Raw genomic sequence first — 19,983 nt, forward strand, 5'->3', positions numbered from 1 at the left:
TCATCGCACCCGGCCGCGCCACCGGTCTGGGCTACGGTCCGGCGCCATGACTGATGACACTCCCAGCGCGCCCGGTGACCTCTTTGATGTGGAGGGTCGTACCGTGGTGGTGACCGGCGCCACGAGCGGGATCGGGCGGATGATCGCCGGCGGGTTCGTGGGCGCCGGCGCAGAGGTGATCGTGACCTCGCGAAAGGCTGACGCGGTGGAGGCGACTGTTGCGGAGCTGTCCTCTGTGGGGACCTGCTCGGGCACCACTTCCAACCTGTCCACCGAGGGCGGTTGCAGGGACTTCGCAAGCTGGGTGGCCGAGCGCCATGACGGCCTGGATGTGCTCGTCAACAACGCTGGCGCCACCTGGGGTGCACCGCTCGCGGAGCAGGACACCGCATCGTGGTCGCGGGTGCTCGACCTCAACCTGGCCGGCGTGTTCCATGTGACCAGGTTCCTGCTGCCGTTGCTCGAGGCCGCGGGCACTGCCGAGGATCCGGCACGGATCATCAACGTGGGGTCGACCAACGGCCTCAAGCCACCTCCGATGGAGACATACGCATACACGGCATCGAAGGCGGCGGTGCACCAGATGTCGCGACACCTCGCCGGCCACCTGGGCCCGGAGATCACGGTCAACGCCCTGGCTCCCGGGCCGTTCCCCTCCAAGATGATGGCGGGCACCCTCGAGGCGTTCGGTGAGCAGATTGCAGGGTCGCTGCCGATGCAGCGGGTTGGTCGCGCCGACGACATCGCAGGCGCCGCGATCTTCCTTGCCTCGCGCGCCGGTGCGTTCGTGACCGGGGCGGTCATTCCGGTCGACGGTGGATCGGCCTGTGTCTGACGCCAACCGGGGCGGTGTGCCGGTGTCTGCTCGTGCTGCAAGGATGCACCCGGACAAGGAGGGTCACATGACCGCAGTAGCCGCCGCACGGGATCTGTATGAAGAGCTGGACACGATCGCGCAGGCGACGCGCCCGGGGGAGTCGTTTGATCGCTCCGCCCTCGACGCGATCGCAACCGCCGGGCTCAACGGCGTGGCCGTGCCCAAGGCACTGGGCGGTGCCGACCTGCCCCTGGTGGAAGCGGTCGACGTGTGGGCGGAGCTCTCGCGGGCCGACGGTTCGATCGGCTGGTGCTCCTTCGCCGCCGACTCGGCGCTGGCTTACTTCGGGGCGTACCTGGACGACGAGGGCATCGGCATCCTCATGGATGGACGACCGGAGGGCTCGCTGCCCGTGGTGGCAGGGCAGTTCGCACCCAACGGTGCGGCCACGGCGGACGGCGACGACTGGTTGCTGGACGGCGACTACCAGTTCGGTTCCGGAATCGTGCTGGCCGACTTCGCCGGAGCGGGCTTCTTCGCCACGCCCGCCGACGGTGGCGATGCCGCCTACCTGATGGGCTGCTTCCCCCAGGGCCTCATCGACCAGAAGGGCAACTGGGAAGTGCTGGGCCTGCGCGCCACGCAGTCCATCGACTACGGAGTGCACGGGGTGCGTGTGCCACGGGTCAGTGCTTTCGACTTCTTCACCCCGACCGTGCACCGCGGCTCTGCCAAGCACTACCTGGGTGTGTTGCCCCTGACAGCGGCCGGTCACGCCGGATGGGCGCTCGGAGTGGCACGACGGATGCTCGATGAGCTCACGGAGCTGGCCAGGACCAAGACCCGCATGGGTGCCACCGCCGGTCTGGCCGATTCGGAGTACTTCCTGATCAACCTGGCCCGTCTCGAGTCGCGGCACCGTGCGGCGAGGGCCTGGGTCGCGGAGGTCTGCGAGCAAGCTGAGGCCGAGTGCGAGGCCCGCGGCGATTTCGTGTCCGTGCCCACGGCGAACCTCGTCCGTCAGGCGTGCGTGCATGCCAACCGCGACTCCGTGGAACTGGCACGCGAGGCCTACACGCTCGCCGGCACCTCCGCGTTGCGCGAGGGACCGCTGCAGAAGTGCTTCAGGGACCTGCACGCCGGGGGCCAGCACTACTTCGCGTCCGACGCTCCGAGCGTCGAGTACGGCCAGACCCTCGTTCAGGGGAAGGACAGTGCCCGGTAGGGTGCGGCACCATGACCGGTTCACGGCCGAACATCCTGTTGATCCTCACCGATGAGGAGCGTGCCCAGCCGGACTATGAAGTCGAAGCGCTGGCCGATTTCAGGAAGGAGCGATTGCCGGCTCGCAGCAGCCTCGAGCGGGAGGGGATGCAGTTCGGCCGTCACTACACGGCGGCGACCGCGTGTGTGCCGAGTCGGGCATCGATCTTCACCGGCCAGTATCCGAGCCTGCACCGGGTTCGCAACACTGATGGACTCGGCAAGTCTGCGACGGGCCCGTGGATGAAGTGGCTCGGAGGTGTTCGACCAGCTCGGGCTCGAAGGCGACGGCGGCCAGCCGTGGATGGCCGTGGCGTCGTTCCTCAACCCGCACGACATCGTGTTCAGTGGCGAGCCGTGGAAGATGTTCGGTTTCCCACCCGTGCCGGATTGGGTCCCCGAGGTGCCAGAAGCGCCGTCGCAACAGGACTCGTTGGACGATCGTCCGGCCTGCCAGAAGGCACTCCGAGACGTGTGGCCGAAGATGGTCTTCCCCCAGCCGACCGACTCGGAGTTCCGTCGGCTCTACCACTTCCTGCAGGCGATGGTCGACGAGTCGATCTCCCGGATCCTGGGGCCACTCGAACGCAACGGTCTCGCCGAGAACACGATCGTGATCCACACCGCTGACCACGGCGATCAACTCGGTGCACACGGCGGGCTGATCGAGAAGTGGCACGTCGCCTACGAGGAGTCCATTCGCGTGCCGTTCGTGGCGCGTGGACCCGGAATCGCTCCCGGCCGAACCGAGGTGCCGACCAGCCACGTCGACCTGCTTCCGACACTTCTGGGCCTGGCCGGAACGAGCCCCGGCCAGCTCACCGACAAGCTTCCGGGTGAGTTCAGTCAGTTGCAGCCGCTGCCGGGGCGCGATCTGTCGAGCGTTCTGAGAGGGAACGGGGAACCATCCAGGGAGCCGATCTACTTCATGACCGAGGACGAGATCAGCCGCGGCGACATCCACCGGGGACCGATATCGCACGAGGTGTTCGAGGCCGTCCCACCGCCGGGTTGCGTCGAATCGGTCATAAGCGAGTTCGAAGGCCACCTCTGGAAGCTCAACCGCTACTACGACGCCGACCAGCACACCGACGAAGAGGAGTGGGAGCTTCACGACCTCACGTCCGATGTCCATGAACGGGACAACAGGTACGCCGACGCCCTCGACGCCCGCGAGGCCCTCGAAGACGTGCTCGAGGAACAACGCGCACAGAAACGCCTGACGCCCAGCGAATAGTCCTGGAGCGCCGATCCGAGCCCCGGGCGCGCCCACATCTACGCCAACCTCGGTCAGCTCAGCGCAGGACGGGCGAGTGCCATTGCCGACCTCGCAACGTCTCCGGGCGAGCCGGCTCCTCAGGTCCCCGGCTTCGAGGCGCCGGGCGAATAGGCTGACGCCGAGTGGCGTCGGCGCCACGGAACGGAGTCATCATGGCAACCGAACGAGAGACACTGCAACCGGCGCAGCGGCCGTGGGAGGTCACGCTGCTGGTCGTGCTCGGCTACATAGGCGGGTTCTTCAATCTGCTGGGAGGCGTGCTGATCATGCTCGACCGCCAGGACGACACGTTCCAGGGGCTCACATTCCACTCCGAGAACCAGCTCCTCGCCTTCGGCCTCATGGTGGCCGTGATCGGCATCGCGCAGATCTTCCTCGCCAACTTGCTCGGCAAGGGAAGCCAGATCGTGCGTGTGTTCTATGCCGTCATCGCCGTGTTCAACCTCGCCGCCGGTGTGTGGGCGATGGTGGCACTGCAAAGTGAACAGCGGGCATCCGGCACAGTCGCCGCAGTGGTGTCGCTGATCGTGCTGTGGCTGCTGTTCAATCGGAAGTCCGAGGACTTCTTCGAGACCGCCTGACGGCGCGATAACCCATCCCTGATCCCCCCCCACGGTGGGGCCCGTGCTGGAAAGTGCGGGCCCCACTGTGGTTTTCTGGTGGCCTCTGACCTGACACTCCGTCAGATCACCCGCAGGGGGAACCAAGATGGCAATCGTCAAGCCCGCAGAGCCCACCGAGTCCGGTCGGCGACGCTACGACCTCGCATCACCCGCAACCGGCGACCCGATCGGCCAGCTCGAGTGCACCACGCCGGACGAAGTCCGCTCGCTCGTCGCACGCGCCCGTGAGGCCCAGCCCGCGTGGGAGGCACTGGGCCCCGCAGGCCGCGCCGAGTACCTGAAGCGCGCCCTGGCGGTGCTCGTGGACAGCCAGGATGAGCTCGTCGACGTGATCGTGCGTGAGTCGGGCAAGCCGCGCAGCGAGGCCCTGATGATCGACGTGTTCGCAGCGGCAGATTCGCTTGCATACCTCGCGAAGAACGCCGGCAAGTGGCTGCGCGCCGAATCGATGCCGACCCATGGCGTCCTGCGCCTCACCAAGAAGGTGCAGGTTCGGTACCAGCCGCTGGGCGTCGTGGGCGTCATCTCGCCGTGGAACGGTCCCCTGATCCTCTCGCTCAATCCGGCCATCCAGGCACTCATCGCCGGCAACACCGTGGTGGTGAAGCCGTCCGAGGTGACCCCCTACTCCGGCAAGCTGGCCGTCGACCTGTTCGAGCGTGCCGGTATACCCGAAGGCGTGATCCAGGTGGCCATGGGCGACGGCGAGACGGGCGCGGCCCTGGTCGAGGGCGGAGTCGACAAGGTCCACTTCACGGGCAGCGTCGCCACGGGCCGCAAGATCGCGGAGGCGTGCGGTCGCCAACTGATCCCGCACACCCTCGAGCTGGGCGGCAATGACGCCATGATCGTGTGCTCCGACGCGGATCTCGACGCAGCGGCCGGTGGTGCCGTGGTCGGTTCGATGTTCAACACCGGCCAGTACTGCTGTGGCACCGAGCGGGTCTACGTCATGGAGGACGTGGTCGAGGAGTTCACACAACGGGTGGTTGACCGAGTGCGCAGCCTCCGCCAGGAGACCTCCGGCTCGTTCGATGTGGGCCCGATGTTCTGGGACCGCCAGCTCGACAAGGTCACCGAGCAGGTCGACTCGGCCATCGCCGACGGCGCGACAGCGCTGGTGGGTGGCAAGCGCAACGACAAGCTCCCCGGGCTCTACTTCGAGCCAACGGTGTTGACCGGCGTCAACCACGACATGGCAGTGATGCGCGACGAGACCTTCGGTCCCGTCCTGCCGATCGTGCCCGTCGCGAGCGTGGACGAGGCCATCAAGTACGCCAACGACACCAACTACGGCCTCGCGGGCAGCGTGTGGACCTCAGATGTGGATGCCGGCGTCGAGATTGCCTCGCGGCTGCACACAGGCAGCGTGTCGGTCAACGACATGGCGCTCACCTATGGCATCCCCGAGGCCCCGTTCGGTGGCCGTCGCGAGAGCGGAGTCGGCCAGGCCAACGGCAAGGTCGGAGTACGCAGCTTCACCCATGCGCAGCCCATCGTCATCGACCGCTTCGGTGGCAAGCAGACCGCCGGTCAGTACCCCTACAAGCCGAGCACCGAGAAGATCATGCAGCGCATGATCCGCGTCACCTGGGGCAAGGGCATAGCGAAGCTGAAGAAGTAGAGCGAAGCTGAAGAAGTAGAGCGCTCAGTCCTGCATGTCGCCGACGACCGCTTCGGTGACCACGCGGGGGATGTCCTTGCGCTCAAACTTCTCGATGTCATCGTCGTAGGTGGCCGGCCCCATGCGCACCACGACGGTTTCTGTGCCGGGGTCGATGGCGATCATCTGTCCACCGAGGCCCATGGCGAAGAACATCTCCTCGGGCGCCCCTTCGATCATCTGCTTCACCTGGGCCGCGGACTCGTCGCCGTCCTCGCCCGTCGCGTTGTCGCCGCCCATGATCCGACCCGGGCGGTTGAGCCACCACAGCCAGCCGTAGGCAGCATTCATCTCCTGGCTGGACTCGCCGGTGGAGGCTTCCATCCATTCCTCGGACACGACCTGTTCGCCGTCCCAGTTTCCGTCGCGCAGCGCCATGATCCCGAACCGGGCCATGTCGCGGCAGGTGGACTGAACACCCATGAAGGTGAGCGGGTTGCCGGCCCGATCGCGGTCGATGGAGCTGTCCTGCATTCCGAGAGGCCCGAACAGCCGCTCGTCCGCGAAGTCGGCCATGTCCTGGCCGGTGGCTCCCTCGAAGACCTGCTCGAGGGTCTGGATGGCCGAGTTGTTGTAGACCCACTCGGTGCCCGGGTCGTGTTCCTGCTCCAGGCCGATGGCGAAGGCGGTCTTGTCGGACGCCTTCGCGGCCATCTCGACGTAGTCGGTCTGGAAGTCATAGAAGCGGCCCGAGGTGTTGTTGAGGAGCTGCTCGACGGTGATGTCCTCAGAAGGGGTGCCGACCCATTCGGGGATCCAGGTCGAAGCTTTGTCCTCGACCGTCAGGTACCCCTCGTCGGCGGCCATTCCGACCAGGGTCGCCGTGAACGACTTGGATGCCGAGAAGGTCTCCTGTGTCGAGTTCTCGTCGGTGTCCTGCCAGTACCACTCGTCGACGATCCTTCCTCCACGGGTCACGAGGAAGCAGTTGGAGAGCCCGGCCTCCGCGTCGGCGGCGATGGCGTCGAGCGCCGCCCGGTCGATTCCGGCCGCCCCGGCATCGACGGTTTCCCATTCCTCGCCGGGGAAGTACGGCCCGGAGGCGGCATCATCACCCGGCTCTTCGCCCTCCAGCTCCGGTGCGTTCCCTGGAGGCGCCGGCGATGCATCAGCTTTGCCGGTGGTGCTGCACGCACCTGCGAGCAGTGCGAGCAGTGCGAGCAGTGTCACCAGGGGAGCCAGGGAGGAGCGGGTCGGCATGCAACAAGTGTGGTGGTCGGTCCCTGACCGCGGTAATCGGTTCTGAGTGACTGCTTCGAGCTCCGATGAAGTACCGCGTCGCAAGCCGTCGCTGAGGGGGTATGTTGGGCGCCGGTCCGACGGGGCCCAACAAGGGTCCATCAGGGCCAAGACCAACTGGAGAATCAATGAGCACCCTCACCAACGACGAGGTCGTCGACATCGTGGCGGACTCCCTGGATGACGCAGCCGACACGGCGGCCAAGTCGTCCCACAAGCTGCTGAAGATGATCATCCTCCTCGGAATCATCGGGATCGTCTTCGCGGTCATCAAGCAGATGACCGCCGATTCCGACCCGGAGCCGTACGACCCCGCGGGCTGATCCCGACGTACAGGTCCTACCTGGACCAGACCCTCTCGTATTTCAACGATCGCCCGCACGTAGGGGTTCCCGACGCGCCCACGGGTGGGCCCGCGGCGTGGTCAGGCGCGGACCTGACTGATCCCGCGCTGTGGCGCGTCGAGCTCGATGACCGCCAACGCGCACGGTTCGCTGCGGTCGGTCGGGAGCTGGTCGCCACGGGCGCCGACCTCGGCGAGCTCACCAGGTCGGACGTCGCGCTCGACGAGTTCTCGGCGCTGGTCGAGCTGAGTCGTGGCGAGCTCGCCGACGGCCGGGGATTCGTCGTGTGGCGCGGTCTTCCTGTCCAGGAGCTGGAGCCGGCCGAGTGCGAGGCCGCCTTCTGGGCGTTGGGCCTGCACCTCGGCCACCCCGGCGCACAGAACGGAGAGGGTGACCTGCTCGGTCACGTCACCGACTACCACGACCCCACCGACACGCCACTCGCACGGGAGTACCGGTCCACCGTCGACATCGCGTTTCACTGCGACGCGGCCGACGTGGTCGGCCTGCTGTGTCTGTCGACCGCGGCCGAGGGTGGCGCGTCGCGCCTTGTGTCGTCGGTGACCGTGCTGGACGAGATGGTGGCCACAACACCTCTGCTGGCGGCCCGCTTGTGTGAGTTGGCGGAGCTGGACACCCGCAGTGACGGGGAGGGTTTCACCCATGTGCCGGTGCGCCCGGTCTGCTTCGACGGCGAGAGGCCCGCCACGTTCATGCATCTCGGTTACCTGCGCTCGGTTGCCCGCCACGACGACGTGGAGCTTGACGACGAGCTGGTCGAGGCCCTTGATGCCTGGGACGCGATCTCGGCACGGCCGGATGTGCACATAGTCATGGACCTGGAGCCGGGTGATCTCCAGCTCTGTTCCAACCACACGGTGGCCCACGCCCGAACCGGATACGTCGACGGTCCCGATGACCCGCGCCACCTGCTGCGCCTCTGGCTGACCCTCTGATTGCCCGAGCTCACTGTGGGGGTTGCAGGACGCGGGTAGCTTGCGGCGATGGGCAAGAACGAGCGTTCAAGGGTCGCCATGAGCGACGATGAGATCGAGGACTACCTCCAGCGGAGTCGAACCGCCACCATCGCGACGGTCGGGGCCGACGGCACCCCGCACCTGGTGGCCATGTGGTACGCCGTGGTCGACGGGGCGATCTGGTTCGAGACCAAGAGCAAGTCCCAGAAGGCCGTCAATCTGCGCCGAGACCCGCGAGTCACGGTGCTTATCGAGGACGGCGAGACCTACGACAGCCTGCGCGGTGTCTCCTTCGAGGGGACCGCGGAGATCACTGACGATCCCGACCGACTCTGGGAGGTCGGTGTCAGTGTCTGGGAGCGCTACAACGGCCCGTACACCGAAGACATGAAGCCGTTCGTGGAGATCATGTTGCAGAACCGAATAGCGGTGAAGGTCGACGTGGAACGGGTGCGTTCGTGGGATCACCACAAGCTCGGCATGGACGCGATGCCGATCGGTGGAACGACTGCCGAGCACATCCACGAGCGCGGGTGAGGGGCCGCCGTGAACCCGATCGGCGAACTACTGGCGGCTGACGAGCAGCTCACCCACCAGACAACCGACACCTTCGCCACGGTCGGTACCTCGGACCCATCGTGGACCGAGAAGGTCTGCGCCATGGCCATGGCACGCGACGGCAGCATCCAGTTGGGCTTCGGACTGGGCAAGTACACGAATCGCAACGTCATGGATGCCTACGCAGCGGTGGGCAGAGGCGCTTCGCAGCACACGGTGCGTGCCAGTCGGCGGCTCGCGCCCGAGCCCGAACTCACCTCCATCGGCCCGGTTCGCTACGAGGTGGTGGAACCCCTGCACAAGGTGCGGTTCCACCTCGAGGCCAACGATTGCCAGCCAATCTCCTTTGACTGGACCTTCACATCCGTGGTGCCTCCGGTGGTGGAGGAGCGCACCCACCTACGCGCCGGCTACCGAATCTCGGCCGACCTCGTGCGCTACCACCAGACCGGCATCGCCGAGGGCTGGGTCGAGGTGGACGGCGAGCGCACCGAGATCGACCCGGAGAGCTGGGTGTCGACGCGGGACCACTCCTGGGGTGTTCGCTACGACGTGGGTGTGCCACCGGTGGATGTCGAGGGCGCCGAGATCGAGATCCCGGCCGGGGTCGGCTTCATGATGATGTGGTGTCCGGCACTGCTGGAACGGCCCGACGGATCCCGGTACGCGAGCCACCTGCACTTCACCCGCTTCGCCATGCCGGGCCTCGACCAGCGCACGGTGACGGCCGGCGTCGAGCATCCGGACGGGTCGCGTGAGCCGATCGTGGCAATGGAGCCCGATCTGGCGTTCGACCCTGACAACCGTCGGTTCCTCGGCGGCACGATCGAGGCGGTGATGGACGACGGTTCCAGCAGGCCGTTTCACCTCGAGGCCCTGGGCGACACGGGCGTGCACCTCGGCCTCTACTTCGGCTACGACGGCCACCACCACGGCGAGTTCCGGGGCGAGCTGCAGGTCGAAGGCGAGTTCATCGAGGACTGCCGCGACCCCGCGACTGCGCGGCGGATCCACCAGATCCGCGACACCGCGGTGCGGGTGACCGACCCGATCGGTGGCGGGACCGGTTGGGGCAACTGCCAGACCGTCGCGGCGGGGCCATGGCCCGATGCGGGCCTGGCAGACGAGTCCTGGCTCTGACGCGACCTGACCTCGCCGGTGCGCCGGTAGCGTACGAGCCATGATCGAGCCGATAGTCGTGGCGAACCTTTCCGAGGTGGCCGACCGTGAGCCTTTCGGCGTGTCGTTGCACGGCATGGAGCTCGTGGTCGTGCGGATGGGCGACGACGTATCGGTGCTGGCCGGCCGATGCCTGCACCGGGGCGCGCGCCTCGCTGACGGCAAGGTGGTCGGCGACGACCTGATCTGCAGCCTCCATGGTTGGGACTACCGGGCGTGCTCGGGCGTCTCTGCCTACGACCCCAACCAGAAGCTGCACCGCTACGAGGTGGAGGTCCATGGCGACGAGGTGCGCGTGTGCGCCGCCGAGGTTCGCGAGCAGGCCACGGTGCGGCCCACGACCGATGTCACCGAGACACCGGTCGACGTGCCCGAGGCGCGCACCAGCGCAGTCGCCGAGTACGAGTGGCACTACGAGAATCCGCATGGGGGCGCCGAGGAGGACCGTGTCGGCGACATCCACGAACTGGCGCTGTTCGGGCTGTCCCGCGTGGGGCACCACGGCCCGGTGTCGGCGATGGGTGTGCCCCGTTCGGACCTGCCGAGTTGGGACGACCTCCAGTTCCTCACAGCGCAGTTGGCACGGTTCCCGCGCTTCGATCAGGACGTGGTCGGCACCGACGTGACGATCGGCCCCGCTGCCGCCAAGCCGTTGCGGCTGGGCATTCCGCTGTTCGTGTCAGACATGAGCTTCGGCGCACTCTCCGAAGAGGCGAAGGTGGCGCTGGCCCGTGGCGCCGAGCAGGCGGGCACAGGGATCTGCTCCGGCGAGGGCGGGATGTTGCCCGACGAGCAGGCTGAGAACAGCCGCTACTTCTATGAGTTGGCGTCGGGCCGTTTCGGCTGGGACTTCGCCCATCTCGACTCGGTGCAGGCTTTCCACTTCAAGTTCGGCCAGGGTGCGAAGACCGGCACCGGTGGCCACCTGCCCGGACCCAAGGTCGTGGGCCGCATCGCCGAGGTGCGCAACCTCCCCGAGGGCACCGCAGCGGTGTCACCCAGTCGTTTCCCCAACCTCGACAGCATCGGTGAGATCGCGGGTTTCGCGGCTGAGGTGAGGGAGCGAAGCGGTGGCATCCCCATCGGGGCGAAGCTGTCGGCACAGCACATCGAGGCGGACATCGACGCCGCTCTCGAGATCGGTGTCGACTACATAATCCTCGACGGTCGCGGCGGTGGCACAGGCGCAGCTCCGCTCATCTTCCGGGATCACATCTCGGTGCCCACCATGCCTGCGATCGCCCGGGCGCGCCGCCATCTCGACCGCAGCGATGCCGATGGCGTGACCCTGGTTGCCACCGGAGGCCTGCGCACGCCCGCCGACTTCGCCAAGGCGATGGCGCTGGGCGCGGATGCCGTTGCGGTCGCCAATTCTGCGTTGCAGGCAATCGGCTGTGTGGGCATGCGTGCGTGCCACACCGACCGTTGCCCGGTGGGCATTGCCACGCAGGACCCGGAGCTGCGCTCCCGCTTGCCTGTGGACGAGGCGGCAGCGCGGCTGGCGCGGTTCCTGCAGGCTTCCGCTGACCTCATGGCCGTGCTCGCCCGCGCCTGCGGCCACGATCACCTCGCCGAGCTGGCGGTACAGGACCTGACGACGTTCAATCGCGAGGTGCACCACCTCACCGGCGTCACGTACGGAGGGGTACTGCCATGAGCGGCGACGAGACAGCGATGAGCAGCGGTGGCGAGCCGGTGCGGCGGCACCGGCTCGACCCGGCGGACCTGCCCGATGAAGGCCGGGTGCGCACGGTCACCATCGACGGTCACAGCCTGGCGGTGACGAACTGTGACGGAACAATCGGGGCGCTCGACAACCGGTGCCCGCACCAGGGTGGACCGCTCGGGGAGGGCACGATCGAACACGGGTGGTTGCGCTGCCCGTGGCACGGCTACGACTACGACCCCACCACTGGCAGGCCGCCTGAGGGCTTCACCGATGCCCCGACCTGTTTCACCGTCACGACCGACGGCGACGGCACCTTCGTCGACCTCCCGGTGCGGCCCGAACATGAACGGACCGTGGGCGACGTGATGGTGGAGACGCTCGTCGCCTGGGGAGTCACCCATGTGTTCGGGATGGTCGGGCACTCCAATCTCGGCTTCGCCGATGCGATGCGCCGGGCGGAGGATCGCGGCGAGCTCACCTATGTGGGGATTCGCCACGAGGGGGCCGCGGCGTTTGCCGCTTCGGCGCACGGCAAGCTCACAGGTAGACCGGCGGCCTGCTTTGCGATCGCGGGGCCGGGATCGACCAACCTGCTCACCGGGCTCTACGACGCCAGGGTAGACGGAGCACCCGTGATTGCCATCTCTGGCCAGGTTCCGTCGAAGGTGTTGGGCAGGGGCGCGTTCCAGGACCTCAACCTCGAAGGAGCCTTCGCTGATGTGGCGGTGTGGAGCCACACCGTGCACGCGGGTTCGGACCACGCCGAACTGGCGACGCTGGCGGTGAAGCATGCGATCGACGAGGGCGGCGTCGCCCATCTGGTCCTGCCGGACGAGGTTCAGGAGCAGCGCAGCGAATCTCCGGCCGGCGCGCCGCAGGGACGGCTCGCCAGCCGGGCAACCGTCGCTGACCCTGCCGCTGTGGCGACGGCGACAGAGTTGATGGCGGCGGCCGAACGGCCGGTCGTGGTGGTTGGCCACGGTGCCCGCGATGCGGTCGATCCCGTGCTTCGCCTGGCCGAGCGGCTGGGTGCGCCGGTCTTCACCACGTTCAAGGCAAAGGGCTTGGTCGGCGATGACCATCCGCTCGGCGCGGGAGTGCTCGGTCGGTCTGGGACGCCTGTTGCGAGCTGGCTCATGAACGAGTCGGACCTCGTGATCGCCCTCGGTGTGTCGTTCTCGAACCACACCGGAGTGGCCGACTACAAGGACATCGTGCAGGTCGACCATGACCCGGCGGCACTGGGACGGTTCCACCCGGTCACCTGTGGGCTGCTCGGCGATGTGGCTGCGACGGTCGGCCAGCTGTGTGACTCACTCGGAGACGATCTCGCTGCTGTGGACCAGCGAGGCGACCTGGCTCACCGCTGGGGGCTGTGGCGAGCGGAGAAGCAGCGCCGACTCGGCGAAGAGCGTGGTCGGGGCGTCGCTTCGGTGGCCGTGTTCGACGCGCTGGGACGGCACTGTCCCGACGATGCCGTGATCTGTGTCGACGTGGGCAACAACACATACTCGTTCGGCCGCTACTTCGAGTCCTCCGGCGATCAGGCGGTGTTGATGTCGGGCTATCTGGGGTCGATCGGATTCGGCCTGCCCGCAGCGCTGGGGGCGTGGGCTGCGGATCCCGTTCGCCCACTTGTGTCGATCAGCGGCGACGGTGGGTTCGGCCAGTACATGGCCGAGCTGACGACGTTCGTGAAGTACGGGATCCCGGTGCGTCACGTGCTCATCGACAACTCCGAGCTCGGCAAGATCTCCAAGGAGCAGCGTGCTGCCCAACTCGATGTCTGGCAGACCAGCCTCGTGAACCCTGACTTCGCCGCCTACGCGGAGCTGTGCGGCGCATCCGGGTTCACGGCGCGCACGTCCGGTGAGCTCGACGACGCGCTCGCCGGTGCATTCGCAGCAGACGGTCCCGCGCTCGTGCACGTGGTTGCCGACGGTGACCTCGTCTGACCTCTGACCAGCCGTCCGGCGTGTCCGTTCAGATGGCTGCGCGCAGGCCCTCGGTGAAGAAGCTGACCGCGTCGTCGACCGAGGAGATGCGGTCGTAGCTGTAGCTGGCACCGAAGGGCTCGGTCCAGAACTCGCCCTCACGGGGCTCCCACGGGCCCACATACAGGTAGGGCTCGGCGATGCCGTCGTCGCCGGGGCTGGCGCCGAAGTTGACCTCGGCCATGCTGAACGCGAGGTCGAAGTGTTCGGGCCAGAGCTGCACGATGGCGGGGGAGCGCTCGGCATTGGCCCGTCTGACCGCCTCCAGCGCCTGCTGCACCAGTGCGTACCAGGCGGCGAGACGCGTAGCGGCGTGCGCGTCGATGCGCAGCTCGGCGTCCGCGTCGGCGGCAGTGCCGGGTGTGAATACCTGGGTGGGGGCGCCGAGTCGGACCGAGGCCGATTCGGCGGCGGCACCCAGCGTGGTGAGCGGGTGCCAAGTCTCGTGGTCGCCTTCGAGCACCACCAGCGATGTGCTGTCGACTCTGAGACGCCGGCGAACGCCGCCGACGGAGAACTCGGGCTGGCCGAACCCGCCAGGTGTGGCCCGCAGGCCGATCCTGCCGGTGTGGTGGTGCAGGTCGGCGGCGAGAACGTGCTCGGCCACCGACTGGAGTGCGAGTCGGGTGTCGGTGTGGGCTTCGAGGTCGGCGATCCCGAATGGGGAGGTCATGGTGTCCATGGTGCACTGAACACACCGAGTTCGCGAAACATGCCGTTCGCTCGTGCCTCAGACGATGCGGTAGGTCTGCACTGCGTGGGCGATGACCTTGCCGTCCGCGTCGGTGGCGGTGATCTCGGTGAAGGTGAGTTCCTTGCCGCGCTTCACTGTGGTGGCGTGGCACAGCAGGTCCGACTTCTTCGCGGCCCCCACGTACTGCACGGTCATCGACACGGTCGAGGCCCGGGTGCCCTTGTCGAAGTCGTGGTTGCTCCAGGTGACCGCTGCGCCTGCGGTGTCTATGACCGTGGCGATCACGCCTCCGTGGTAGAAGATGCCGTCGTTGGTCAGGTCCTCGCGGAAGGGGAGCCTGATGACAACGTCGTCGGGCTCGTACCTGTCGAACTGGATCCCCATGCCGTTCATGAACGGCGTGCCCATGAAGGTCTTCGGTATCGCTGCGCGCATTGCGCGTTGGGTTTCCTCGTCGATTCCGTCGCTCATCGCCTCGCCTCTGCTCACGGTCTTGTTGACTCGCCAGTCAGTATTGCCGATCTGGTCACGACGAGTCGTCGTCACCTGCCGAGCCACCCTCGGGATCGGTCGCGGCCTTGCTGTGCAGGGCTTCCAGCCACTGCGGCAGGGATGTGTCGGCGATCCTCTGCAGCACGGGACGCATCGTGCGCGCCGCAATGCCGTCGGTCACCTGGCGGAGCGTGACCAGCGTGCCCTCCGGCCGGGCATGCAGGTGGAAGCGGTACGTCGAGGTGCTGCCCTTGGAACGACCCACGAACTCGAGCACCTCCTCGTGCTCGAAGCGTGACACCTCGGCGCTCACCTTCACCGGGCCTGTCGAGAAGCGCATCTTGGCTCCGTGGCCGACTTCGTCGCGCATGCGGACGTCGCGGATGTCCGAGTACCAGCTTCCCCACCCCCCAACGTCCGCTATGACCTCCCACACCTGGGCTGCATCGGTCGGGATCAGGCGGGTGGCGTGCGAACGCACCCTTCCGGGTCCCAGGTCGTCCTCGTCGGCAGGTTCGTGCACCGTCGCTGCGAGGTCGGACAGGTCCTCCGCGGCTTCACGCCCGGCCACGTCGCCGACCTCGTCACGATCAGCCAGGGCGGCCTCGGCCTCGTCGTCACCCAACTCGAGGACATCCTCGAGACGCATGCCGATGGATTCCATCTGCTTGGCGATCACCTCGACGGTGACGGTGTGGTGGCCGTGTTCGCGTGCGTACTCCTCCATCGTGGGGCCGGCGAAGTCACGGATCGGCTCCGGTGCCGCCGCCAGCAATTCCAGCGCTTCGGGTTCCCATTCGACGTCTTCACCCGCCGCTGCGCGTGCCTCGCGCTTGGCTTCGCGCTCGGCGGCGTAGCCGGGCTTGATCGAATCGAGCAGTCCCGTCAGGTCGGGGCGCGAGCCGAGCACCTCGGGCACCATGTGGACCCACCGCGCCGGGATGATCACGAACATCTCGTGGGGCTTGATCTTGTTGAACATCCGCCCGCCCACGTCGCCGGTGCTGACCACCACGTTGGGTTCGTGCCAGGGGAGGGCGAAGAGGTCGCCGCACAACGACGTGCCGGCCGCACCCGTCGGAGGCGTGCCGTCGACGGCCACGCGCACTCCGCCGACCATTGCTGCGATCGAGGGGTCACACACCACCACGACCACGTCGATCGCGACACCAGCGGGCACCTGGTCAAGTGGGCAGGCTCCGATCGCGCGAGCGGTTCCCTGGGGGAGCACGTTGTTGCCGTTCTTCACAACCCGAGCGCCCTCCTCGGTGAAGAAGTCGGTGTGGGTGGCGAGGTACTTGCCCGAGCTGATCTCGGCCGGCGGCTCGATGAACCCAGCCTGCCAGGCACCCGCGAGGCAGGCATGGTGCTCCGCGTCCACGTAGACGTGATGGCCGAAGTCCATGGCCTCGCGCACGATCGCGCACGGCTCGACCGGCTTGGCGCCGTACTCGGGCGGGATCTCCGATTCGAACAGCGAGATGGCGACGGGTTCGCCGCGCACGCGTCCGCGGCGCCTGAGTAGGTCTGCCACCTCTGCGGTGTCGAATTCGGCGACTGTGTCCAGGCTGAGCCCCATGACCAGCACGTTAGCCATACATCGAGGTGTGCGGGCGAGTCGAGGTGGTGCCCCTGTATGGTCGTGTCCTCGGGGAACCATGACGACACCGGGGAGTGCCGTGAGAACTGTCAGCGATGCCGAGATCGAGTCGATTGTCGATGCGGGGCGCAGCCCGACCGGCACCGAGCACGCCGTTGCCGCGACGGCTACCACGGCGTTCACCTGGGACTACGAGAGAAGCCGCGACGGCCTCTCGAAGCTCTATGAGAAGGCGAAGGCGTCGCAGTGGAACGTGACCACCGACCTGCCATGGGACACCGACGTGGACCAGGAGCGCATGGCGGTCGCGATGGGCGGCAGCGAGTCGTCGCAGCGCTTCCGCACCAAGGCCGCGGAGTTCTCGCCCGACCTCGCCAAGTGGGGTGACAAGGAGTGGGTCCACCACTCGATCCAGGAGCAGAACTCGATGCTCTCGCAGTTCCTGCACGGTGAGCAGGGAGCCCTGCTGGTGACGGGCAAGATCGTCGAGACCGTGCCGTGGATCGACGCCAAGTACTACGCCTCGACCCAGGTCATGGACGAGGCCCGCCATGTCGAGGCGTTCCAGCGCTACCTGGACGAGAAGTTCTCCGAGCACCTGCCGATCAACCCGCATCTCGGCCGGCTGCTCGACGACATCGTCATCGACAGCCGCTGGGACATCACCTACCTCGGCATGCAGATCATGGTGGAGGGCCTGGCGCTCGCCGCGTTCGGCTTCATCCACCAGATGACCGACGAGCCGCTGCTGAAGAAGATGCTGCGCTACGTGATGAGCGACGAAGCCCGACACGTGGCCTTCGGGGTGCTCACCCTGCAGGAGCTCTACGGCGAGATGAACGCTGCTGAGATCCGCGAGCGCCAGGAGTTCGCCTACGAGGCGGTCGTGCGCCTGCGAAACCGCTGGTTCCACACCGATGTGTGGGAGCGCGAAGGCGTCGACCCGCGCCCTCTGGTGCGCTTCATGATGGAGCACCCCACCGAGGAGGAGGACATGTTCCGCAGCCTCCTGTTCTCCAAGATCGTGCCCAACTGCAAGAAGCTCGGCCTGCTCGATGCAGGCGATGGCTGGCTACGCGAGCGTTTCGAGGAAGTGGGAATCATCCAGTTCGAGGACTGGGTGGACACCTCGGCGGAGTACAACGAGCTCGACGAGGTGGCGAAGGACCGCGCCGGAGCCAACTGATCCTGCCGGGTCACCCTCGACGCAACAGAGGGTTCCTAGGCTGGGCTGATGGTCCGCACCGCAGAAACCGCCATGCGGCTGGCGGCACGGGCGCTGTCCCAGCCGGACACGCTTGGCGACGCGGACTGCGAGGACCTCCACGGCGGCCTGATCGGCCAGCCGGTCAACACCGCCACTTCGATCGGCTACGTGGCCGCCGGGGTCTGGCTTCTGGCCCGCACACGGCGGTTGCCTCGCGGCTCCAGGGGAGTGGCCGGCGCATACGGCGCGTTCGTGGCACTGAGTGGGGCGGGGAGTGTCGCCTACCACGGACCGCAGTTCGCCGGCGCCCAGCTGTTCCATGACCTTCCGATCGTGGGCATGCTCGGCCTCGGCCTCGGTGTGCCCGTCGTGCGCAGGTTCCGCGGGGTGCCGATGATCGAAGGTGCTCTGGGTCCAAGGGTCTGGGCGGCAGCGGGATTGGGGGCCGCGGGTGGGCTCGCATTCCTCGCCGGCCGCACAGGCGCTCCGACCTGCGACTCCGGGTCGGTGCTCCAGTTCCACGGCCTGTGGCACCTGTGCACCGCCGGCGCCGCTGGAGTCTGGGGCACCGTGCTGTGGCCCTTGCCCGATCCGGCGGAGGACCGTTCCTCGCCAGCGGCGTCGGAAGGTGCCGCTGCCGGTGCGGCTGACGGCGCGGCCGAGGACGAGAGTGGAGGCGGCCGATGAAGTCGCACGTCGGTTCCTGGACCGACCACCCGGTCCAGCTGCGACTGATCGACGCCATTGCGGCGGTCACGTGGCGTGAGGTGGCAGCCGGCGACCTGGCTCCGACGGAGGACGGGCCGGTGCTGCTGGTGTCCAACCACTTCGGTGGGGCGGCCGACGCCATCGTGTTGATGTCGGTGCTGCCGCGACGGCCGCGGATCCTGGCCGACGACACCATCTGGCGTTACCCGGTGGCCCGGCAGGTCATGTCGTGGCTGGGCGCGATCCCCGTGCACCGGGGTCGTTCGCGATCCGGCGGCGAGGCGAAGTCGGGCGCCGACAACACGGACATGTTCTCTTCCTGCCACGACGCCCTCCGAGAGGGCGACACGCTGTTGATCTTTCCGGAGGGCATCACCCGTGAGGAGCCGAGCATCGGTGAGGTGAAGACCGGAGCGGCGCGCATAGCGCTCGGCGCGCGGGAGTCGGGCGTCGAGGGCATCAGCATCGTGCCGGTGGGAATCCACTACGACGACAAGGCGGCGTTCCGCAGCTCGGTGTACGTGCGCCGCGGCGACCCACTGGACCTGGATGCCCTGGTTGAGGGGTACCGTCCCGACCTCGAGATCGGCGACGAGCGTGCGGCTGTGGACGAGCTGACCGAGTTGATCGAAGCGCGGCTGCGGGCTTCGGCGCCCAACTACGAGGACTGGCGTGAGGCCAGGGCCCTGCAGACCGCTGCCGAGGTCTTCATGCGCTCGATGGCACCCGACCGTTCCGTTCCGATCGGCCTGCGTGACCGGCTGGCGTCGTGGCTCGCAGCTCGCGAGGACCACGGGGAGATCGAGGACTACGCAGCCGACTACCGCGACGCCCTCGCCCACTCGGGGCTCGCCGACGGCTGGGCGGTGGAAGGGGCCGGCGGGCTGCGCTGGCGCAGCGTGCTCACGGTGCTCACGTGGGTCCTGATGCTGCCTTACGCGGCACTCGGACTCGTTGCGCACGCCGTGCCGATGGCCCTCACCTGGCTGGTCACCAAGCTGCGGCTGGCCCCGGCGATGATGGCGACGGTCATGCCGGTGGCAGCGGCGGTGCTGTTCGGCATCGCGATGTGCCTGTGGACGTGGGTGGGGTGGCGCATCGACGGTGCCGATGGTGCGTTCTCACTGGCGTTGCTGTTCCCGATCTCGTTCTCGGCGCTGATCCTCGTGGCCGAGCGGGCGGCACTGTGGTGGCGCGGCCTGCGCAACAGGCTCTGGGGTGCCCGCCGCGGCCGCCGCGTCGGGCTCAGGTCGGACCGCGACCAGTTGGTCTCGATGGTCGGAGCAGAAGTGTCGGCCGCGCTCGGCGCCGCCGCGGGCAGTCCGGGCGGAACTGCTGGATGAGCATGGAGGATGCGATCGGGATCCTTGTGTTCCTGCCTGCGATCGCGGTCTGGGTCATGGCGGTGGTGGATGTGGCGACCCGCAAGGACATCGGCCGCGGACGCCGGACACTCACCGCCATCGTGATAGCGCTCGTGTTCCCGCTCACCCTGCTCTACCTGCTTGCGCGGCCTCCGTCCACCGTCAGGCGTGGCCCGGAGAGCGCCGGTGATCCGCGACGCGACCTGGTGCGCCGACTCGAGACGGGCGAAGCGTCGCCGCGTGACGAGGAGTGGGGGCACTGGGTGGACCTGGCGGTCGAGGGGAAGGTACCCCGCACGCGTTGAACGCGCGC

Annotated in this window: 19 protein-coding genes and 1 pseudogene; 16 read left to right on the top strand and 4 right to left on the bottom strand. The window is 67.6% G+C overall.

The features are described 5' to 3' along the window. Nucleotides 1-46 precede the first annotated feature (46 nt). The 6 genes and pseudogenes from GY812_04755 (at nt 47) to GY812_04780 (ending at nt 5,606) form a co-directional block, all read left to right on the top strand. Nucleotides 47-835 (top strand): SDR family oxidoreductase, encoded by a 789-nt coding sequence (locus GY812_04755; protein MCP4434798.1) that lies wholly within the window; start codon nt 47-49, stop codon nt 833-835. A gap of 67 nt (nt 836-902) precedes the next feature. Next, nucleotides 903-2,042 carry a hypothetical protein gene (locus GY812_04760; GenBank protein ID MCP4434799.1) on the top strand — a complete coding sequence of 380 codons (1,140 nt, stop codon included), beginning with the start codon at nt 903-905 and terminating at the stop codon, nt 2,040-2,042. Between the two features lie 11 nt (nt 2,043-2,053). Next, nucleotides 2,054-2,296: pseudogene (locus GY812_04765) on the top strand (sulfatase-like hydrolase/transferase). Nucleotides 2,297-2,339: 43 nt separating this feature from the next. Beyond that, nucleotides 2,340-3,317 carry a sulfatase-like hydrolase/transferase gene (locus tag GY812_04770; protein MCP4434800.1) on the top strand — a complete coding sequence of 326 codons (978 nt, stop codon included), beginning with the start codon at nt 2,340-2,342 and terminating at the stop codon, nt 3,315-3,317. A gap of 194 nt (nt 3,318-3,511) precedes the next feature. Further along, the gene (locus GY812_04775) at nt 3,512-3,940 is read left to right on the top strand and encodes a hypothetical protein (protein MCP4434801.1); all 429 of its coding nucleotides are present in this window, start codon (nt 3,512-3,514) and stop codon (nt 3,938-3,940) included. 127 nt (nt 3,941-4,067) lie between these two features. Then, on the top strand, nt 4,068-5,606 hold the full coding sequence (locus GY812_04780) for an aldehyde dehydrogenase family protein (GenBank protein ID MCP4434802.1): 1,539 nt from the start codon (nt 4,068-4,070) through the stop codon (nt 5,604-5,606). A 24-nt stretch (nt 5,607-5,630) separates the two neighbouring features. On the opposite strand, the gene GY812_04785 is transcribed toward GY812_04780, so the two are convergent. Continuing rightward, the gene (locus tag GY812_04785; protein ID MCP4434803.1) at nt 5,631-6,845 is read right to left on the bottom strand and encodes a beta-lactamase family protein; all 1,215 of its coding nucleotides are present in this window, start codon (nt 6,843-6,845) and stop codon (nt 5,631-5,633) included. Between the two features lie 167 nt (nt 6,846-7,012). Between GY812_04785 and GY812_04790 the strand changes: the two genes are divergently transcribed. Genes GY812_04790 through GY812_04815 form a run of 6 tightly spaced genes read left to right on the top strand, consistent with a single transcriptional unit; the run spans nt 7,013 to nt 13,566 of the window. Then, a complete protein-coding gene (locus GY812_04790; protein MCP4434804.1) occupies nt 7,013-7,207 on the top strand; it encodes a hypothetical protein in 195 nt (64 codons plus the stop codon). Further along, nucleotides 7,204-8,184, top strand: coding sequence for a TauD/TfdA family dioxygenase (locus GY812_04795; GenBank protein ID MCP4434805.1), 981 nt, complete (start codon nt 7,204-7,206; stop codon nt 8,182-8,184). The genes GY812_04790 and GY812_04795 overlap by 4 nt, the downstream gene beginning before the upstream one ends. 48 nt (nt 8,185-8,232) lie before the next feature. After that, complete coding sequence (locus GY812_04800) at nt 8,233-8,742, top strand: PPOX class F420-dependent oxidoreductase (GenBank protein ID MCP4434806.1); 510 nt, start codon at nt 8,233-8,235, stop codon at nt 8,740-8,742. Nucleotides 8,743-8,751: 9 nt separating this feature from the next. Continuing rightward, complete coding sequence (locus GY812_04805) at nt 8,752-9,903, top strand: hypothetical protein (protein ID MCP4434807.1); 1,152 nt, start codon at nt 8,752-8,754, stop codon at nt 9,901-9,903. A 40-nt stretch (nt 9,904-9,943) separates the two neighbouring features. Beyond that, on the top strand, nt 9,944-11,599 hold the full coding sequence (locus GY812_04810) for a Rieske 2Fe-2S domain-containing protein (GenBank protein ID MCP4434808.1): 1,656 nt from the start codon (nt 9,944-9,946) through the stop codon (nt 11,597-11,599). A 17-nt stretch (nt 11,600-11,616) separates the two neighbouring features. After that, nucleotides 11,617-13,566 (top strand): Rieske 2Fe-2S domain-containing protein, encoded by a 1,950-nt coding sequence (locus GY812_04815; GenBank protein MCP4434809.1) that lies wholly within the window; start codon nt 11,617-11,619, stop codon nt 13,564-13,566. A 28-nt stretch (nt 13,567-13,594) separates the two neighbouring features. Here GY812_04815 and GY812_04820 read toward each other — a convergent pair whose 3' ends face one another. The 3 genes from GY812_04820 to GY812_04830 are packed head-to-tail and all read right to left on the bottom strand — an operon-like array spanning nt 13,595 to nt 16,370. After that, entirely contained in the window at nt 13,595-14,287 is a 693-nt protein-coding gene (locus tag GY812_04820) for a hypothetical protein (GenBank protein MCP4434810.1), read from the bottom strand. Between the two features lie 48 nt (nt 14,288-14,335). Further along, nucleotides 14,336-14,770: a PaaI family thioesterase gene (locus GY812_04825; protein MCP4434811.1), complete on the bottom strand. Its 435-nt coding sequence runs from the start codon at nt 14,768-14,770 to the stop codon at nt 14,336-14,338. Between the two features lie 55 nt (nt 14,771-14,825). Further along, nucleotides 14,826-16,370: a hypothetical protein gene (locus GY812_04830; protein ID MCP4434812.1), complete on the bottom strand. Its 1,545-nt coding sequence runs from the start codon at nt 16,368-16,370 to the stop codon at nt 14,826-14,828. Nucleotides 16,371-16,470: 100 nt separating this feature from the next. Between GY812_04830 and GY812_04835 the strand changes: the two genes are divergently transcribed. The 4 genes from GY812_04835 to GY812_04850 are packed head-to-tail and all read left to right on the top strand — an operon-like array spanning nt 16,471 to nt 19,975. Further along, nucleotides 16,471-17,577: a ferritin-like domain-containing protein gene (locus tag GY812_04835; GenBank protein ID MCP4434813.1), complete on the top strand. Its 1,107-nt coding sequence runs from the start codon at nt 16,471-16,473 to the stop codon at nt 17,575-17,577. A 48-nt stretch (nt 17,578-17,625) separates the two neighbouring features. Then, the gene (locus tag GY812_04840; GenBank protein MCP4434814.1) at nt 17,626-18,285 is read left to right on the top strand and encodes a hypothetical protein; all 660 of its coding nucleotides are present in this window, start codon (nt 17,626-17,628) and stop codon (nt 18,283-18,285) included. Next, a complete protein-coding gene (locus GY812_04845) occupies nt 18,282-19,649 on the top strand; it encodes a hypothetical protein (GenBank protein ID MCP4434815.1) in 1,368 nt (455 codons plus the stop codon). Before GY812_04840 ends, GY812_04845 begins: the two co-directional genes overlap by 4 nt. Next, nucleotides 19,646-19,975, top strand: coding sequence for a hypothetical protein (locus GY812_04850; GenBank protein ID MCP4434816.1), 330 nt, complete (start codon nt 19,646-19,648; stop codon nt 19,973-19,975). The genes GY812_04845 and GY812_04850 overlap by 4 nt, the downstream gene beginning before the upstream one ends. Nucleotides 19,976-19,983: the final 8 nt, after the last annotated feature.

The organism is Actinomycetes bacterium, assembly GCA_024222295.1.
In the GTDB taxonomy this organism is placed as follows: Bacteria; Actinomycetota; Acidimicrobiia; order Acidimicrobiales; family Microtrichaceae; genus JAAEPF01.

Coding starts and splice junctions, on each gene's coding strand:
- GY812_04755 (MCP4434798.1), top strand. CDS start 47: ATGACTGATGACACTCCCAGCGCGCCCGGTGACCTCTTTGATGTGGAG.
- GY812_04760 (MCP4434799.1), top strand. CDS start 903: ATGACCGCAGTAGCCGCCGCACGGGATCTGTATGAAGAGCTGGACACG.
- GY812_04775 (MCP4434801.1), top strand. CDS start 3,512: ATGGCAACCGAACGAGAGACACTGCAACCGGCGCAGCGGCCGTGGGAG.
- GY812_04780 (MCP4434802.1), top strand. CDS start 4,068: ATGGCAATCGTCAAGCCCGCAGAGCCCACCGAGTCCGGTCGGCGACGC.
- GY812_04785 (MCP4434803.1), bottom strand. CDS start 6,845: ATGCCGACCCGCTCCTCCCTGGCTCCCCTGGTGACACTGCTCGCACTG.
- GY812_04790 (MCP4434804.1), top strand. CDS start 7,013: ATGAGCACCCTCACCAACGACGAGGTCGTCGACATCGTGGCGGACTCC.
- GY812_04800 (MCP4434806.1), top strand. CDS start 8,233: ATGGGCAAGAACGAGCGTTCAAGGGTCGCCATGAGCGACGATGAGATC.
- GY812_04810 (MCP4434808.1), top strand. CDS start 9,944: ATGATCGAGCCGATAGTCGTGGCGAACCTTTCCGAGGTGGCCGACCGT.
- GY812_04815 (MCP4434809.1), top strand. CDS start 11,617: ATGAGCAGCGGTGGCGAGCCGGTGCGGCGGCACCGGCTCGACCCGGCG.
- GY812_04820 (MCP4434810.1), bottom strand. CDS start 14,287: ATGGACACCATGACCTCCCCATTCGGGATCGCCGACCTCGAAGCCCAC.
- GY812_04825 (MCP4434811.1), bottom strand. CDS start 14,770: ATGAGCGACGGAATCGACGAGGAAACCCAACGCGCAATGCGCGCAGCG.
- GY812_04830 (MCP4434812.1), bottom strand. CDS start 16,370: ATGGGGCTCAGCCTGGACACAGTCGCCGAATTCGACACCGCAGAGGTG.
- GY812_04840 (MCP4434814.1), top strand. CDS start 17,626: ATGGTCCGCACCGCAGAAACCGCCATGCGGCTGGCGGCACGGGCGCTG.
- GY812_04845 (MCP4434815.1), top strand. CDS start 18,282: ATGAAGTCGCACGTCGGTTCCTGGACCGACCACCCGGTCCAGCTGCGA.
- GY812_04850 (MCP4434816.1), top strand. CDS start 19,646: ATGAGCATGGAGGATGCGATCGGGATCCTTGTGTTCCTGCCTGCGATC.